Genomic DNA, 16604 nt, shown 5'->3' with positions numbered 1-16604 from the left:
AGACAGAGCGGCATTAAAATAGCTCCACGTCCATTTGATAGCCGTCTTCATCGCCAATATCTACCTCGGCACCTTGCATAAAGCAGATGTCTTGCTGGGTTGCTGAAATCACGCCTTCCAAATCTCCAACTAGTGATTTCATCTCTTTTAAAATGTGCACAAACGTAATATTCACTTCGTTTGAGTTACTTAAGTGCTCAGAAACCTCATCATAGGCGTTAGTGATAGAGTCGAGGATAAACTCTTCTTGGTTTGGTTCGAGCGCAAGCTTGGGTAATTCAAATTGCATACTCGTGGCAAGGCGTTCGATACTGTCTCCCGCATCTACTTGGTGAACATGTAAGCTCTTGGCAAGATCTTGTAATGAATGGCGAATATTGGTGAAAGCAAAATGGGTTTTCTCGCCTTGTTTCAGCAAGAGTTCATTGGTTTCCATCAATCTAAGTTTGGCATCGGTGGCACCTAAAACAGTAGGCAAAACATCTTTGAATCGCCCATATTTTTCAGGGCTGTCTAAAGGCATGTTTTTTACAAGTAAGGTTACTTTTGGATAATTGATAATCGTACGGCAACCAAAACCAATAAACCGCTTATTAGTTCGACAGCTTTCTAGCAATTCTTGCTCTATGGGCGACAGTAAACCTGAGCTGCAATAGGTAAATGCCTTGCCATTAAAATCAAACAGCACTGAGCATTTCAAGTCTAGGCTAAACGTTATTTCGAGCAACTGTTTTGCCAATGAATCTAACTGGCGAATACCATAGGTCATTTCAACAAAGCGCATCACCAAGCCAAGCTCACTATTGCCAGTCATCACATCCATCGCGGTGTTATGCGCCGTTTTTATTTCTGTTTTTACTGAATCTCGCTCTGTTTTATATTTGGCTGACACCTTCAATTTAGCAATTAATTCAACGGTATCAAAAAGGCTTGAGTTGATAATCATCAGCACCGGCCTCGTAGCCTAGCATGCGCTCTCTTAAAGTTGTTTTTCCTGACAAAAATACAATTGGAATTTCTTTCGTTGCACTGTCAGACTTCAAGACCTCGCAGCATTCATAACCATTTTGGCCAGGCATTTCAACATCGAGCAAAATCACATCGGGTTGTTCAGCCTTAGTTATTTCAAAGCATTCAGGTCCGTTGTATGCGTGACAAACACTAAATACCCCATCCGCTGCTTTTCTCACCACTTTATGAATAAAGTTATCATCGTCAATGAGGAGTGCTTTGATATCCATGTTTTTCACCATTTTGACCTTGTATTATTTGAAGTATAGAAATAGAAGTTGAAAAGGCTAAAAAAACACCAATATATTTAATACTTAAAACGACTTAGATCAAACATTTTAATCGCCCTGTAAAAGCTCGGTAAAACCAGTGTTTTTCATCCGCTTTTTCGAATAAAACTGAAATAAGTATGATATAAAACGTTATTGCCTAGATTAGGACTTTAAAGGAAAACCATGCACTCTTTGCAGCAGTCAGAAAATTCTAATGATGCACCCGTTATTCTCGCACTCGTGACCGCAATGCTATTTTGGGGCGCGAGTTGGATTTCAGGAAAAATCATTGCCGATATGGCCCCAGCAAAGCTCACCGTTTTTTATCGCCTGGCTTTGGCAACCGTTAGTATGCTACCCATTCTTTTTTTGGTGAAAAGATTCAAACTAGTAGATTTGCGCTTTGCTAGGCCCGCTTTATTGTGGTCTTTACCCGCAGGGCTTTTGTTGGCCGGTTACAATCAGTTGTTCTTCTTAGGTTTACATGACGGTTTACCTGGTAAAGGCGGCATGCTGGTTACAACCATAAACCCCATTATGACATTTGCGCTTGCTGCTATTTTTAATCAGCAAACGTTTAGGCCTTTGCAGCTCGTGGGTATGTTATTAGGCCTTGCAGGTGGCATGATGATGATTGAGGTTTGGCATTTTGATACCGAGCAGATTTTTGCATCTGGTAACTTATTTTTTGTACTCGCAGCACTTTCATGGGCATTTCTAACACTTGCTAGCCAACGTGGTACACAGTTTGCTGACTTTATGACATTTAGCGCGTTAATGTACTTATGGGCCAGTATATTAAGTTATATATTTGCCTTTGATTTAAATCCACTTTCGTCAATGTCTCACTATCCTGAAGTTTATTGGAACCATATGCTATTTCTGTCTGTGATTGTGGTCAGTATTGCCACGAGTGTGTTTTTCTTGGCAAATCAAAAAATAGGGCCGAGTCGCTCTAGTTCATTTATCTTTGTGGTCCCCGTAACCGCAATGGGATTATCTGTTTGGTATTTTGGAGAAACCATTCCTTTGAGTGTTGCTATTGGCGGCGCGCTGGCTCTTTCAGCTGTCTATTTAATCAATACCAGCAAACAATAAAACTCTTTTAATTTTACTCTTTGAGTTAGGTTGTGTTTTATGCATTTAAACCCTAGACTTTAGTAGGGTTTAGCATTTAGCTAAGTGAGTGATTGCGCTGAGTTATCACTCACAAATCAACAGATACAAATCAAAACTTTAATAATAATAAATGACTGGCCTCAGGCCTTTGGAGTTATGTGTGAAGTTTAAACACAAAATCATCGTCATATCCTCACTGGTCTTACTGCTTGCACTGACTGTGCTGTCTATAAAACAATACTTCTCGCTGAAAAGTAACCTTGAAAAACAAGTTGAACAGAGCGTGGCCGAAATTATTCAAGGGATCAGCAACACAGTCACAGCTCAAATGCAAGGTAGTGCGAATTTGGCTAGCCTCACCACTGATTTAGTGGCGCAAACAGGCAGCTTAAAACAAGCGGCTCCTCTACTAAGTCAACAGAAGCTGCAACAAGAATTTATTTTGATAGGGTATGGTGAAGAGCGCACGGGCAAATATGTTGCCAGCAACCCAAGTTGGAACCCCGGCCCGACATGGGACCCAAGAAAACGTCCTTGGTATCAAGATGCAAAAAATGCAGGCAAACTCATTGTAACTGCTCCATATGCTGATTCTGTATCAAAAGAAATCCTCGTTTCAATTGGCACACCGGTTAAAAAGTCAGGTCAATTTCATGGTGCTATTTTCTTTGACGTGAGCTTGGCAAAGCTCAGTAATATGATTAACTCATTCAACTTATTTGACGCAGGTTTCGCCTTTATGGTCAGTAAAGACGGGACTATTATTTCTCACCCTGATAGCAAATTAAATGGTGAAAAAGCCTCAAAGTTCTTAGGAAACACACAATTCAAACAAACCATGCAAAGCATAAAACTCAATGGTAAAGAGCACATTCTGGTATTTCAACAAGTTGAAGGGTTTGATTGGCTAGTTGGCGTGGCACTAGAAAAAAACAAAGTATTTGCCGCGGTTGATAACTTAACCAGTGACTCAATCACTTTCACTATTCTATTTGTGATTATCGGTGTTGTATTGCTTTCTATTGTGATTAATATTCTGCTTAAACCGCTCGAAGACATAAATGACGCGATGGCGAATATTGCAAAAGGCAATGCTGATTTAACTGTACGTCTGAACACAGACAGCGACCCTGAATTTGCAGAGCTTGCAGAAAACTTCAACTTATTCACTACTCGTCTTCAAGGGATCATTGAGCAAATTCAGAGCCTAGGTCGTGAAATTCTTGCCGATGCGAAGCAAACGTCAAATGATGCAAACCAATCTAGACAAGAAATCTCGCGTCAGGTTAATGCGTTAGGTGCGTTAGTCGAAGCGACAGCCAGTATGTCAGATACTGAACAGCGTGTTGCCAACACAGCCCAAGAGGCCGCTTCTGCGATTCAAAATACAGATACAGCAGCACAAGACGGTCAAAAGGTTGTATCAGAAACCACCTCTTCAATCGCACAATTGTCAGAGCAAATAAGCGATGCTGTTAACGTCGTGAATGAGCTTGAAGTCTCAACAAGTGGTATTGAACAAATTCTGTCTGTGATCAATGGTATTGCCGAGCAAACTAACCTACTAGCACTAAACGCGGCGATTGAAGCAGCCCGTGCCGGAGAATCAGGTCGCGGCTTTGCTGTGGTGGCTGACGAAGTAAGAACACTTGCACAGCGTACACAAGAAGCGACTACAGAAATCAAGTCAATGATTGATCAACTCCAAGCTGGTGCCATGAGCGCCGTACAAGTGATGAAACAAAGTCAGCAAGTAGTACAAACAACGGTAGGTAAAGCCGATGAAACCAAGCATGCCCTTGATGCGATACGAGATTCAATTGCGCATATTGTTGATTTAAACATGCAAATTGCCAATATGCTGCACGAACAAAGGCAAGTAGTCACTGATGTTAATGACAATGCATCTGAAATTCGTATTATTTCAGACACTGTGCTCTCTCAAGCTGCCAATGTCGACCAGACCATGCAGTCACAGTTTGATAAAATTGCTCATCAAGAAGATATGCTAGAACAGTTTAAGGTATAGCGACACTCAAACCCCAAAGTTTTAAACAGACCCTTTTGGGTCTGTTTTTGTATGTGAAGTTAACTCGCTTATTGCTGCTTGCTTAGGGTAGAATATCGCCCTTGCTAAAAACGAGGTATTACTGTGCTACTTAACTATGCTCCCCCACTAGACCCATATTTAGATATTCTGTATCAAGATGACGATATGTTGGTCATCAATAAGCCTAGTGGGCTGTTAACAGTGCCCGGTAAAGACCCGAAACATGCTGATTGTGCAATTGCACGAGTAAACCGTGTTTTCCCGAGTGCACGTATCGTGCACCGTTTGGATATGGCAACCTCGGGCGTGCTGTGTCTAGCTATGCACAAAGAAGCCCATCGTTTTTTAAGCATTCAATTTCAAGATAGATTGACCAATAAGTATTATATTGCCCGTGTGCATGGCAAATTAGCGCAGTCTACAGGCTCAGTTGATTTACCCTTGACCTGTGACTGGCCAAATAGACCTAAGCAAATGGTGTGTCATGAAAGTGGTAAGCCATCACTCACCCATTTTGAGGTATTAGCGCATGAAGCGGCTGCAACTCGTGTAAAACTCACACCTATCACTGGCCGCTCTCATCAGCTGCGCGTACATATGCTATCACTGGGTCATGTCATTTTAGGTGACAGGTTATATGCAAAAGATGAAGCACTAGCAGCAGCGAACCGTTTACAGCTGCATGCCGAGATGTTGCAAATTGCGCACCCTCGCACTGAAGAGATGATGACTTTTACCACTCCTGCGCCTTTTTAATAAAATAGCCGCAGGTAATCTTGCGGCTATTTTATATTTTAACGAATTAAAAACTACTGCTTAAACAGGTCAATAGCACTCGCTGTCATGGCTCTTACACCAGTAAGTACTGCCAGTTCATAATCTGGTGCAAACTTGCTCGAATGTAATGACGGTAGGGGCTCACCACTTTGCATTGCGGCTTGATAGCTGCTTGGCTCAACCCCACCTAGCCAGAAAATGGTAATTGGAATGTTTTCTTCGGTGCGGCCAAATAAACCAAAGTCTTCGCCCGCCATTACAGGCTCAGCTTTGACAACCTGCGAGTCTCCTAACTCCTGTTTAATGCTCTTTGTCATACGAGTTGCAAGTTCAGGGTTATTATAAGTTGATGGAATAGACTCCGATTCATGTACCACCACTTCAGGATAAAGCGACTCTTCTAACCCAGCACTTTGCGCAATGCCAGCAGTTAATCGCTTGATCGCCGCAATTTGTTTTTCGCGAACCGCAGGATCATATGAGCGTAGCGTTAACTGCAATTTCACTTCATTTGAAATAATATTGTGCTTTGAGCCACCATGAATTGAACCGACAGTGATGACAGATGGTTTAAGCGGTGAAATTTCTCGGCTGGTTATGGTTTGCAGACCTAAAACAATGCGAGATGCTAACACCACAGGATCGATTGTGGTATCTGGGTAAGCACCATGTCCGCCTTTGCCTTTGACTGAAATATCCACCGAATCCACGTTTGCTAAAGCATAACCTGGTGCGATTGCTACCTGCCCTGCAGGAAGCGATGCACTGGTGTGTAAACCCAACACATAGTCAGGCTTTGCAAACTGCTTAAATAACCCCTCTTTGATCATGGCTTTGGCACCGCCTCCGACTTCTTCAGCAGGCTGAGCAACCATCATCAGCGTCCCTTGCCATTGGTCTTTGTGCTGCATTAACTGTTCAGCAGTACCGATCATACTGGTCATATGAATATCGTGAGCACAGCCATGCATAACACCGACCTGATTATTATGCTTATCTAACACTCTCACTTTTGACGCATACGGTTTACCTGTCTGCTCTATAACAGGAAGACCATCAGTATCCGCGCGGATCATCACTGTTGGGCCGTTGCCATTTTTATATAAACCAACAACGCCAAAACCACCCACATTGCTAGTCACGTCAAAGCCAAGCAGCTCTAGCTCTTTGGCTAAACGTTTGCCTGTTTGCTCTTCTTGATAGGACAACTCTGGATTCTGGTGCAAGTGTAAATAAAGCTGATTGAGTTTAGGTAAACTTTGTTGAACTGATTTATCTAAATCTAGGGCGTGAATATTAGCACTGAGTAATAAGGCTAAGCTGAGATTCAGTTTTTTCATTTTTTGTATTTATCTTGTGTAATAAGTGAGCATTAAACTTATCAGTTTCAGTCACTCTTCGCCAATAGCAACTGGTCTAATACTCACTTTAGAAACTGACAGCACATAATGAATTAAGTGTGCTCTACATCACTCCAGATACTGTACTTATTGCCTAGCCATAAACAAAAGTTAAAAAAGTATCCGACTCCTAACATAATGATGCCGCCCGCCAATGCTGGCTGACTTATTAAGCCTAGTAAACAGAATAAATAACCACTTATGTGGCAAGTAAACAACGCCCGAACTGTCACACGTTTTGACGGCGTTAAATTGAGATAATTTAAAGCAAACCAACATCTGACACACAGTGGCGCAGCTTGCCATAACTCTTCTTGTGTTTTCATATCTAACTTCGTTTGTTGCAGTGTATCTACATCTACTTCCAAAACAGAGGCAAGGCATTTTAATGATTCCAAACTGGCATTATGTCCGCTTTAAATTCGCTGAATTGTACGAACATTGAGACCTGACATTTCGGCTAACTGCTCTTGGGTTAAGTGTCGACTGACTCTTAATTGTTTTAAAACCATTATTTTTTGTTTCCTTGCTTCCAACGAGGTCACTATGAACAAACTACAGCAACTCAACCAAGACTTTTACCCGACACGAAATTTTATCTTTATAGTTCAGATGATTAGCTAATACGATTAGCCATTAAAAAAGCCCGCAATTGCGGGCTTACAAAACTTAAATGCTTACTCTGAGCTTTCTGACGGGGCCTCTTCAATAGGCTCCGCTTTGGTAAACTCAATTTCGTATTCATCAACACGTTGAAGCCCTCTTGGTAGTTTATTACCACGACGACCACGCTCACCATAATAATGTTCTAAATCACTAGGCTTAAGGGTTAGTTTGCGCTTACCTGCATGCAATGTAACCGATGCACCATCTGGCACACACGCGAGTACTTTTACAAATTCTTCACGCGCTTGTACTTTCGCACTTGGAATAGAAATGATCTTATTGCCTTTACCTTTAGCCAGTTTTGGTAGATCACGTAGTGGGAAAATGAGCATTCGACCTTCATTCGAAATTGCCATACAGCGATCGGTTGCAACATCATTCACAGAAATCGGTGCTATGAGCTCAGCTCCTTTCGGCACGGTTACTAGCGCTTTACCGTTTTTATTCTTACTGACTAAGTCATTGAAGCCTGTAATGAAGCCATAACCGCCATCGGTTGCCATGAGGTAAAGCTCTTCTTCTTCACCCATCACCACGTGTTCAAATGTCGCACCACCCGCTAAGCTAAAGCGACCTGTCATTGGTTCACCTTGGCTTCTGGCCGACGGTAAGCTATGCGCATCAGTCGCAAACGCGCGCCCAGTACTATCTAAGAATACGGCTGGTTGATTACTTTTGCCTCGTGCAGAGGCTTTATATTCATCACCTGAACGATAGTTCAAGCCTTCTGCATCAATATCATGGCCTTTGGCTACACGCGCCCAGCCTTTTTCAGATAGCACCACCGTCACGGCTTCTGAAGGAATTAAATCTTTTTCACTTAAGGCTTTTGACTCACCACGCTCAACCACAGGTGAGCGGCGTTCATCGCCATAAAGCTCTGCGGCTTCTTGAATTTCTTTTTTCATCAAAGTCGACATACGACGATCAGAGCCAAGCGTTAGCTCTAGCTTGTCACGCTCTGCCGCAAGTTCATCTTGCTCGCCTTTGATTTTCATCTCTTCTAGCTTCGCTAAATGACGAAGTTTTAGATCTAGAATGGCTTCAGCTTGCTTATCTGATAACCCAAAGCGCGACATCAACTCTGCTTTTGGATTATCTTCATTACGGATAATTTCGATGACTTCGTCGATGTTTAAGAAGGCAATCATTAAACCTTCTAAAATGTGCAGTCGAGCAAGCACTTTATCTAAACGATACTGCAAACGACGGCGTACTGTTTCACGGCGGAATACAAGCCATTCCGCTAAAATTGATCGTAAATCTTTAACTTGCGGTCTGCCATCTAAGCCAATCATGTTCAGGTTAACACGATAGCTCTTTTCTAAATCTGTGGTTGCAAATAAGTGCGCCATCAGAGGTTCGACTTTAACTCGATTTGAACGAGGGACAATCACAATGCGCGTTGGGTTTTCATGATCTGATTCATCGCGAAGATCTGCCACCATAGGCAGCTTTTTCGCTGTCATCTGCGCTGCAATTTGCTCTAATACTTTTGCGCCAGAACACTGATGCGGTAAAGCCGTGATCACCACTTCACCTTGCTCTTCAGTGTAAACCGCACGCATTTTTATTGAGCCTTTACCCGTGGTATAGATTTTCTGAATATCCGCTTTTGGCGTGATAATTTCAGCATCCGTAGGATAATCAGGTGCCTGAACGAGTTCTAACAACTCTTCAAGGGTTGTTTTTGGTTTATCAAGTAACGTACAACAGGCAGACGCTAATTCTCGAACATTATGTGGCGGTATATCTGTCGCCATACCTACCGCTATACCCGTTACGCCATTTAGTAAGATATGAGGCAAACGTGCTGGCAGTACTTGCGGTTCGTTCATGGTGCCATCGAAGTTCGGGGTCCAATCAACGGTGCCTTGGCCTAGTTCTTTTAACAGCACTTCTGAGAATTTAGATAATCGGGCTTCGGTATAACGCATTGCGGCAAAAGACTTAGGATCGTCCGCAGCACCCCAGTTACCTTGACCATCAACGAGCGGATAGCGATATGAGAACGGCTGCGCCATTAATACCATGGCTTCGTAACACGCACTGTCTCCGTGAGGATGGTATTTACCCAGCACATCACCGACTGTACGTGCTGATTTTTTATACTTAGCGGCAGCTGAAAGACCCAGCTCGCTCATCGCATACACAATACGACGTTGCACTGGTTTTAAACCATCGCCAATATGTGGCAGTGCACGGTCCATGATCACGTACATGGAATAGTTGAGGTAAGCGTCTTCAGTAAAACGCCCCATGGTTTGTTGTTCTATGCCCTGTAAGGACAAGGTTTGCGGATCTGTCATATCGCGCCCTATTGTTATTATCTTTATACGCTTTCATTAATTGAAATGAACAAAACGTACAAAGCCGCTAGCGATTATATCGTTTAGCGGCTACTCAATTTTAAAATCTATTCTTATACTTCGGCTCTGTCGCCATGCTCTTCAAGCCATGATTTACGGTCACCCGAGCGCTTTTTCGCAAGCAGCATATCCATCATTTCAATGGTGTGCTCTTCTTCATCTAACGTCAGTTGTACGAGACGGCGCGTATTAGGGTCCATAGTCGTTTCACGTAACTGCATGGGGTTCATTTCACCCAGACCTTTGAATCGTTGTACGTTCACTTTACCGCGTTTTTTCTCGGCTTCAATTCTATCTAAAATACCACGTTTTTCGTCTTCATCGAGCGCGTAATAAACTTCTTTACCAATGTCGATACGGAATAATGGCGGCATAGCCACATACACATGACCCGCTTTGACTAAGGTTGGGAAATGCTTAACAAATAGTGCACACAAGAGTGTTGCTATGTGTAATCCATCCGAGTCAGCATCAGCAAGAATACAAATTTTGCCATATCGCAGGCCCGATAGATCAGTTGAATCAGGATCGATACCTAAAGCGACTGAAATATCATGTACTTCTTGAGAAGCTAGAATTTGCCCTGATTCAACTTCCCAGGTATTTAGGATTTTACCGCGCAGCGGCATGATAGCTTGGAATTCACGGTCTCGGGCCTGCTTCGCAGAACCGCCCGCCGAGTCACCCTCTACTAGAAATAGCTCTGAACGCTCTGTTTCACTGCCCGAACAGTCGGTTAGCTTACCCGGTAATGCAGGACCTGATGTGACCTTTTTACGCACCACTTTTTTCGCTGCGCGCATCCGCTTTTGCGCATTGCTGATACACAATTCTGCCAGTAACTCAGCCGTTTCTGTGTGCTCATTTAACCATAAACTAAAGGCATCTTTTACAATGCCCGACACAAAGGTCGCACATGAACGAGAAGATAGCTTTTCTTTGGTTTGACCTGCAAATTGTGGGTCTTGCATCTTCACCGATAATACGTAGCTACATTTATCCCAGATATCGTCTGGAGTTAGCTTCACGCCTCGGGGTAATAAGTTACGGAATTCACAAAACTCACGCATGGCCTCTAATAAGCCTTGGCGAAGACCATTTACGTGTGTACCACCTTGTGCTGTTGGTATTAAGTTTACGTAGCTTTCTGCGATTGACTCGCCACCTTCAGGTAACCAGTGTAGCGCCCAATCAACACCTTCTGTTGAGCCGCTAAAGCTGCCTGTGAAAGGCGATTTTGGTAATACTTCAAAACCACTTGCTGCGTCTTTTAGGTAATCTTCAAGACCGGCTTCATAGTGCCATTCTTGCGTTTCTTTGGTTTGCTTATTGATAAAGCGAATACGTAAGCCTGGGCATAAAACCGCTTTGGCTTTTAGTAAGTGATTAAGTTTAGATAAAGAGAAGTTTGCTGAATCGAAGTAACTTGCATCAGGCCAAAAGTGGACTGAAGTACCCGTATTGCGCTTACCTACCGTGCCAGTCACTTCTAGGTCTTGTACTTTATCGCCGTTTTCAAATGCCATTTCATAGACTTGAGCATCACGACGCACGCTAATTTCAACACGCGTTGACAAGGCGTTTACGACTGAAATACCTACCCCGTGTAGACCACCTGAAAACTGATAGTTTTTGTTTGAGAATTTACCACCAGCATGCAGTTTAGTTAGGATCAGCTCTACCCCAGGAATGCCTTCTTCTGGGTGAATATCAATCGGCATACCTCGGCCATCATCGATAACCTCTAGTGAGTTATCTTCATGCAGGATGACATCAATCTTGGTTGCGTGGCCAGCTAATGCTTCATCAACACTGTTATCTATTACTTCTTGGCCTAAATGATTAGGTCGAGTGGTATCTGTGTACATTCCCGGGCGACGCTTTACAGGCTCTAACCCGTTTAAAACTTCTATCGCTTCGGCATTATAATTCTGCTGGCTCATGGCTTAATTCTTTATCTTTTTTATTCGTTTTGTTTTACGTGATTTTAAGAAATTTGGCAACGGTGTCAAAGTAACGCTCAAAACCCATAAAACTGTGATCACCGGCAAACTCTACATGTTGCGCGCATTGTTTAAAATAATCAACTGCTTGCTCAAATGGCAAAACTTCATCTCCCATTTGCTGAAGCAACATTACCCTACTTGGATGTGGAAGATGAGTCATAAATAGTGATTGTAAAGCAGCAACATGCTCTAAGGTCAGTTCGTAGTGCATGTCTTGGTAGGGATTATACTGCGGTCCCAAGTAATCTGCTAATAATTCAAAAGGCTTAACTGCCGGATTAATCACAACTGCTTTAATGTTATGCAGCTGCGACAAATAGGTCGCATAATATCCACCTAACGAGCTGCCCAACAACACCGTATGTTGGTCAATCAGCTGTGTTAGCTGAATAATTGCAACTCTGGGATCAAAGTGTAACCTCGGTGAGATATATTCAATATCAGGATAATGCCTTGATATCCATTGTCCAAACTGTTGCGCTTTAAATGACTTCTCTGAGCTATTAAACCCGTGAATGTAGATTACGCGTTTAACCATATCACCTCTGTTTTAAACACTGAACGCGAAAAATCAATTAGACGCACCGCTGGCCCTAAATTTTGCTGCTGCCAATCTAACGTTGCTTTTGAAAACTGAATCGAAGTTGCCGGTGTTGCTAACACTGGCAACTCTCTATAGCTTTGCGAGTAATCGTTATGCACATGGCCGTGAATAAGCGCTTTTACTTTTTCACTCTCAACCAAGGTGTTTAATAACTGCGGCCCATTTTCTAAAATGTGTTTATCTAAATAGCCGTTGATTGGCACTGGATGGTGATGACATAGCACGAGCACATGGTTTTCAGTTTCATCCAAATGCATGTTTAATTCTTCAAGGTGGCTTAGTGTACACCAACCTGCTGGCGTGTCGCCTTTTGAATTCAGCAGTAATACTTCAACGCCGTCTGCAATTAGTTTTTTATGTGGCAGTATTTGGGTATTTTCAATCGCCGCATACTCACAGGGCTCATCATGATTTCCAGGCAGCCAAAAGATCGGACAGGTTAAGTCACTTTGCTCTAAAAGCTCTGCAAATAACTGATAAGACTTAGCAGAATGGTCTTGGGTAATATCCCCTCCAAATATTGCCGCATCTAATTGCTGTGTAGCAAGGAACTCGAAGGTTGCCGCTAAGTTGCTTGCTGTATTTACAGAAAAGTATTCACCTTCTCTGTTAGCGAATAAGTGACAATCAGTAAAATGAGCAAGTTTTAAATGGCGGGTATCAAAAGTATAAACTTGTTCAAACCATGCCATTATTCACATCCCAGTTTAAAGGTACTCGACCACTTTCTAAACATGCCATCAGCCAATCTCCTAAAAAAGCATTCAGCTGATATTTTTCATCTTTATGATGCATGCTCGGATTAGGATAACCATAAGAGGGCTTAATACGCTGATGAAAATCATGATGCACCACTTCAGCCACTTTAGCATCATGGTATAGGCGCACAGCGATATCTAATTCGGGTAGATAGTCGCTAATTGTTGAGGTTTGTTTAATTGAGATATCTGTGGTGTATTTTGCACAGTCGTCAATATGTACTTCGTAACTGGCATTGGCTAATACGATTTTACGCTTCTCGCCAACCACTTCTTCAGGTAATACTTTTAATGCGCGTAAGTAGTTACGCTCACACAAAGTAATATACTTGGGGAGAGATTGAATATACGCTTGCCTAGTAACCACATTACTCAACTGTGCACCTCTTTACTCTGCTTGCCATTGTTCCAAAATACGTGCTTTATTTAACGCTAACCATTGTAGACTAATCACAGTCGCAGCGTTATCAATTTCTCCACTGTTTAGGCGGGCAATCGCTTTATCATAAGGCATAACATGCACTTTGATATCTTCGTCTTCATTATCCAAACCATAAATACCACCTGCATTGGATAAGTCTGTTTTCGCCAGATATAAATATAATCGTTCAGTGGTACCGCCAGGACTTGATAAATATGATGTCATAAACTCAAGCTCTTGCAGTTCTAAGCCGGCTTCTTCTTTGGCTTCTTTGCGAACCACTTCCTCATAGTCAGTCGACCCCTCGGCCATGCCAGCAATACATTCTAGTAACCAAGGTGAGTCTTTTGTTGCCAGCGCGCCTATGCGAATTTGCTCAATAAGTAGTACATTATCTGTACTCGGATCGTACGGTAAAACAGCCACAGCATGGCCGCGCTCTAGTATTTCTCTGCGCACAGTTTGACTCATGCCACCAGCAAAAAGCGCATGGTTAAATTTATACGCATGAATTTTAAAGAAGCCCTCAAAAACCGGCTCAATTGATGTGATTTTTACATCATTTTCATTAAATTGATTTATAGACTTCATAAATTTACCTTTAAAAATAGGGATCTAGACGCCAAAAACTAAGTATTTCAACTGTAATATATTCTGTTACACTTGAACGTAAACTTTTACGTATTTACCCCTTTGCTATTGATAAAAACACGGTAACATACTCTCAATTAAAAATTGTCTAAGGATCGAGCGACAAATGAAAAAAAGCTTATTATCACTACTTGTTGGTTTATCATGCGCTTTAACCAGCACGATTTCTCAAGCCGAAGATTTATTACAAGTTTACGACATTGCAACTGCCAATGATCCTACGGTATTAAAAGCAAAAGCCCAAGCAGACGCTCAAAAGTTTGCTAAAGACAGCGCATTAGGTGAATTACTACCAACATTAGGTTTAAGAATGAGCTATGGTGAAACCGATAACGATGGTTACGACGGAAACGACGCTCAAGGTTATGTATTTGGTAGTTCATCTTCAGACACTTTCAGTCGTACGCTTACTCTTTCACAAACCGTATTCAGTTTAGGTGTGTGGGAAAGTTTGGGCATAGCGGAAAAACAAGCACTGCAATCCGAGACTCAGTATGCCTTAGCTCAGCAAGACCTAATTGTTCGCATTGCCCAAGGTTACTTTGACGTTTTAAGTAAATTAGACAATCTTGAATTCGTACAAGCAGAAAAACGCGCAATCGAACGTCAGCTTGAACAAACAAAGCAACGCTATGAAGTGGGCTTAACAGCAATTACTGATGTGCATGAGGCACAAGCCCAGTTTGACCGTGCAGTTGCTGACGAAATTGTTGCTTCAAATGATGTTGAAACCGCGCGTGAAACATTAAGAACAATCACTGGCAAATACCACAGCAAACTTGATGCTTTAAACACTGATACTTTTTCAACTGTGAAGCCAACTAAAAAATCAACTGATTTTATTGATATTGCAAAAGAGCGTAATTTATCTTTACAAATCACTAAAGCGTCACTCGACATTGCATCAGATGAAATTGACAGAGCGCAAGCGGGTCATTACCCAACACTTGGTTTTGAAGCGTCATACTCAGATGGTTTAACTAATACAGCTGGTGCTGACGGAAAACCTCGTGGCGATACGACACAAATTGGATTAACTTTAAACGTACCAATTTACTCTGGTGGTAAAACACAAGCAGCGACAGACAGAGCAAGAGCTAATTATGTTGCAGCGAGCGAAGATCTAGAAAAGAGTATGCGTGACATCACGCGTTCGGTGATCACGTCTTATAACCAAGTGGTGTCTGATGTGGCTACATACCGCGCACTAGAGCAAGCCGTTGTTTCTGCTGAGAGTGCTTTACAAGCAACAGAAGCGGGTTTTGAAGTAGGTACTCGTACTATTGTTGACGTACTAGTCAGTACACGAAACTTATATGCAGCAAAACGTAACCTTGCTAACCTACGTTATCAATACGTGCTTTCTTCACTTAGACTTAAGCAAGCGACAGGTACGCTTTCAAGAGCTGACCTTGAAGCTATTAACAAAGGCCTTGTTGAAGGCTAAAATTAAGTCCAGTTAAACAGACACTTAAAATTCTTTTTTCAAAAGCCGGCACTCGCCGGCTTTTGTATTTTGAAAAGCTTATCGTTAAACTATCGACAATTCTGTTTACGAGAGAACTTTTGTGGTCACAAATCCATCTTTTAAACTCGCTTTTTTGGCACCAAAGTATTGGTTAACTTGGCTTGGTGTGCTTTTCCTTTACCTAATTTCTTGGCTTCCACAAAAAATACAAATATGGTTAGGTCAAGGTCTGGGAAAATTAGTCCATAAATATGTTAAGAAACGCCGTAAAATTGCCGAAGTAAATATCAAGCTTTGTTTTCCTGATATGAGCGAGGCTGATCAGGCTAAACTCGTAAAAGAGAACATGAAAAACACAGGCGTAGCAACGTTAGAAACAGGTATGGCATGGTGGTGGCCAAACTGGCGGGTTAAAAATGTCATCGGCTCTATTAAGGGCTTTGAGCATGTAGAGCGCGTCCAAGCTGAGGGTAAAGGTGTACTGTTACTTGTACCGCATATGTTACACCTTGAAATGCTAGGGCGAATTGTCGGCTCTATTCAGCCAGGAGTTGGATTTTACCGTCCACATAACAATGCCTTGATGGAGTATTTTATGACACGAGGTCGCCTTCGATCTAACGAGGCATTAATTGGCAAAAGAGATGTAAAGGGTTTATTGCAGTCATTAAAAAATAGAAAGATGTGCTACTACTTACCCGACCAAGACTATGGTCGAAACCGTTGCGAGTTCACTTCTTTCTATGCGGTAAAAGATGCTGCGACAACAACCGGAACTCTCCTTTTTGCAGCAAGCAAACATTGTGAAGCCCTAAGCTTTTCAGGGACTCGCGATAAAGATGGTAAATATCATATTGAGTTCTACCCACTTCTGGAAAATTTCCCTAGTGGTGATGAAAATAGTGACGTAAGGCGCGTAAATGAACTTATGGAGCTATCTATCGATAAAGCACCATCGCAATATATGTGGTTACACAGAAGGTTTAAAACACGACCTGATCAAAATGCGCCGTCGTACTATAAATAGATCAT

16 protein-coding genes are annotated in these 16604 nt (G+C 42.2%); 5 read left to right on the top strand and 11 right to left on the bottom strand.

Features of this window, described 5'->3' with window-relative positions; genetic code table 11:
* Window positions 1-13 precede the first annotated feature (13 nt).
* Together ABMY35_RS08005 and ABMY35_RS08000 are read right to left on the bottom strand one after the other, a co-directional pair.
* Window positions 14-946, bottom strand: coding sequence for a hypothetical protein (locus ABMY35_RS08005; RefSeq protein WP_349285707.1), 933 nt, complete (start codon window positions 944-946; stop codon window positions 14-16).
* The gene (locus tag ABMY35_RS08000; protein ID WP_349285706.1) at window positions 921-1241 is read right to left on the bottom strand and encodes a response regulator; all 321 of its coding nucleotides are present in this window, start codon (window positions 1239-1241) and stop codon (window positions 921-923) included. The genes ABMY35_RS08005 and ABMY35_RS08000 overlap by 26 nt, the downstream gene beginning before the upstream one ends.
* 225 nt (window positions 1242-1466) lie before the next feature.
* On the opposite strand from ABMY35_RS08000, the gene ABMY35_RS07995 reads away from it, so the two are divergent.
* The 3 genes from ABMY35_RS07995 (at window position 1467) to rluA (ending at window position 5208) form a co-directional block, all read left to right on the top strand.
* Window positions 1467-2381, top strand: a complete 915-nt coding sequence (locus ABMY35_RS07995; protein WP_349285705.1) for a DMT family transporter — start codon at window positions 1467-1469, stop codon at window positions 2379-2381.
* A gap of 181 nt (window positions 2382-2562) precedes the next feature.
* Window positions 2563-4431 (top strand): methyl-accepting chemotaxis protein, encoded by a 1869-nt coding sequence (locus ABMY35_RS07990; RefSeq protein ID WP_349285704.1) that lies wholly within the window; start codon window positions 2563-2565, stop codon window positions 4429-4431.
* Window positions 4432-4554: 123 nt separating this feature from the next.
* Window positions 4555-5208: a bifunctional tRNA pseudouridine(32) synthase/23S rRNA pseudouridine(746) synthase RluA gene (gene rluA / locus ABMY35_RS07985; protein WP_349285703.1), complete on the top strand. Its 654-nt coding sequence runs from the start codon at window positions 4555-4557 to the stop codon at window positions 5206-5208.
* A gap of 53 nt (window positions 5209-5261) precedes the next feature.
* Here the strand turns inward: rluA and ABMY35_RS07980 are convergent, their stop codons facing one another.
* The 9 genes from ABMY35_RS07980 to nudF all read right to left on the bottom strand — a co-directional run bounded on the left by ABMY35_RS07980 (window position 5262) and on the right by nudF (window position 14044).
* Window positions 5262-6569 carry an amidohydrolase gene (locus ABMY35_RS07980; RefSeq protein ID WP_349285702.1) on the bottom strand — a complete coding sequence of 436 codons (1308 nt, stop codon included), beginning with the start codon at window positions 6567-6569 and terminating at the stop codon, window positions 5262-5264.
* A gap of 113 nt (window positions 6570-6682) precedes the next feature.
* Entirely contained in the window at window positions 6683-6955 is a 273-nt protein-coding gene (locus ABMY35_RS07975) for a hypothetical protein (protein ID WP_349285701.1), read from the bottom strand.
* A gap of 90 nt (window positions 6956-7045) precedes the next feature.
* Window positions 7046-7141, bottom strand: coding sequence for a helix-turn-helix transcriptional regulator (locus ABMY35_RS07970; RefSeq protein WP_349285700.1), 96 nt, complete (start codon window positions 7139-7141; stop codon window positions 7046-7048).
* A 165-nt stretch (window positions 7142-7306) separates the two neighbouring features.
* Entirely contained in the window at window positions 7307-9604 is a 2298-nt protein-coding gene (gene parC / locus ABMY35_RS07965; protein WP_349285699.1) for a DNA topoisomerase IV subunit A, read from the bottom strand.
* A 113-nt stretch (window positions 9605-9717) separates the two neighbouring features.
* Window positions 9718-11607, bottom strand: coding sequence for a DNA topoisomerase IV subunit B (gene parE, locus ABMY35_RS07960; protein ID WP_058030634.1), 1890 nt, complete (start codon window positions 11605-11607; stop codon window positions 9718-9720).
* 34 nt (window positions 11608-11641) lie between these two features.
* Complete coding sequence (locus tag ABMY35_RS07955; protein WP_349285698.1) at window positions 11642-12208, bottom strand: YqiA/YcfP family alpha/beta fold hydrolase; 567 nt, start codon at window positions 12206-12208, stop codon at window positions 11642-11644.
* Window positions 12193-12966, bottom strand: coding sequence for a metallophosphoesterase (locus tag ABMY35_RS07950; protein ID WP_349285697.1), 774 nt, complete (start codon window positions 12964-12966; stop codon window positions 12193-12195). Before ABMY35_RS07950 ends, ABMY35_RS07955 begins: the two co-directional genes overlap by 16 nt.
* Entirely contained in the window at window positions 12953-13408 is a 456-nt protein-coding gene (locus ABMY35_RS07945) for a DUF1249 domain-containing protein (protein ID WP_138482702.1), read from the bottom strand. The genes ABMY35_RS07950 and ABMY35_RS07945 overlap by 14 nt, the downstream gene beginning before the upstream one ends.
* A gap of 12 nt (window positions 13409-13420) precedes the next feature.
* Window positions 13421-14044 carry an ADP-ribose diphosphatase gene (gene nudF, locus ABMY35_RS07940; protein WP_349285696.1) on the bottom strand — a complete coding sequence of 208 codons (624 nt, stop codon included), beginning with the start codon at window positions 14042-14044 and terminating at the stop codon, window positions 13421-13423.
* Window positions 14045-14210: 166 nt separating this feature from the next.
* Between nudF and tolC the strand changes: the two genes are divergently transcribed.
* Both tolC and lpxL read left to right on the top strand, forming a co-directional pair.
* A complete protein-coding gene (gene tolC / locus ABMY35_RS07935) occupies window positions 14211-15551 on the top strand; it encodes an outer membrane channel protein TolC (RefSeq protein ID WP_349285695.1) in 1341 nt (446 codons plus the stop codon).
* Window positions 15552-15672: 121 nt separating this feature from the next.
* Window positions 15673-16599: an LpxL/LpxP family Kdo(2)-lipid IV(A) lauroyl/palmitoleoyl acyltransferase gene (gene lpxL, locus ABMY35_RS07930; protein WP_349285694.1), complete on the top strand. Its 927-nt coding sequence runs from the start codon at window positions 15673-15675 to the stop codon at window positions 16597-16599.
* Window positions 16600-16604 lie beyond the last annotated feature (5 nt).

This window comes from Pseudoalteromonas sp. BZB3, from assembly GCF_040104455.1.
Taxonomy (GTDB): Bacteria; Pseudomonadota; Gammaproteobacteria; order Enterobacterales; family Alteromonadaceae; genus Pseudoalteromonas.
This window is presented reverse-complemented; position numbering and strand designations above follow the sequence as displayed.

Coding starts and splice junctions, on each gene's coding strand:
- ABMY35_RS08005 (WP_349285707.1), bottom strand. CDS start 946: ATGATTATCAACTCAAGCCTTTTTGATACCGTTGAATTAATTGCTAAA.
- ABMY35_RS08000 (WP_349285706.1), bottom strand. CDS start 1,241: ATGGATATCAAAGCACTCCTCATTGACGATGATAACTTTATTCATAAA.
- ABMY35_RS07995 (WP_349285705.1), top strand. CDS start 1,467: ATGCACTCTTTGCAGCAGTCAGAAAATTCTAATGATGCACCCGTTATT.
- ABMY35_RS07980 (WP_349285702.1), bottom strand. CDS start 6,569: ATGAAAAAACTGAATCTCAGCTTAGCCTTATTACTCAGTGCTAATATT.
- ABMY35_RS07975 (WP_349285701.1), bottom strand. CDS start 6,955: ATGAAAACACAAGAAGAGTTATGGCAAGCTGCGCCACTGTGTGTCAGA.
- ABMY35_RS07970 (WP_349285700.1), bottom strand. CDS start 7,141: ATGGTTTTAAAACAATTAAGAGTCAGTCGACACTTAACCCAAGAGCAG.
- parC (WP_349285699.1), bottom strand. CDS start 9,604: ATGACAGATCCGCAAACCTTGTCCTTACAGGGCATAGAACAACAAACC.
- parE (WP_058030634.1), bottom strand. CDS start 11,607: ATGAGCCAGCAGAATTATAATGCCGAAGCGATAGAAGTTTTAAACGGG.
- ABMY35_RS07955 (WP_349285698.1), bottom strand. CDS start 12,208: ATGGTTAAACGCGTAATCTACATTCACGGGTTTAATAGCTCAGAGAAG.
- ABMY35_RS07950 (WP_349285697.1), bottom strand. CDS start 12,966: ATGGCATGGTTTGAACAAGTTTATACTTTTGATACCCGCCATTTAAAA.
- nudF (WP_349285696.1), bottom strand. CDS start 14,044: ATGAAGTCTATAAATCAATTTAATGAAAATGATGTAAAAATCACATCA.
- tolC (WP_349285695.1), top strand. CDS start 14,211: ATGAAAAAAAGCTTATTATCACTACTTGTTGGTTTATCATGCGCTTTA.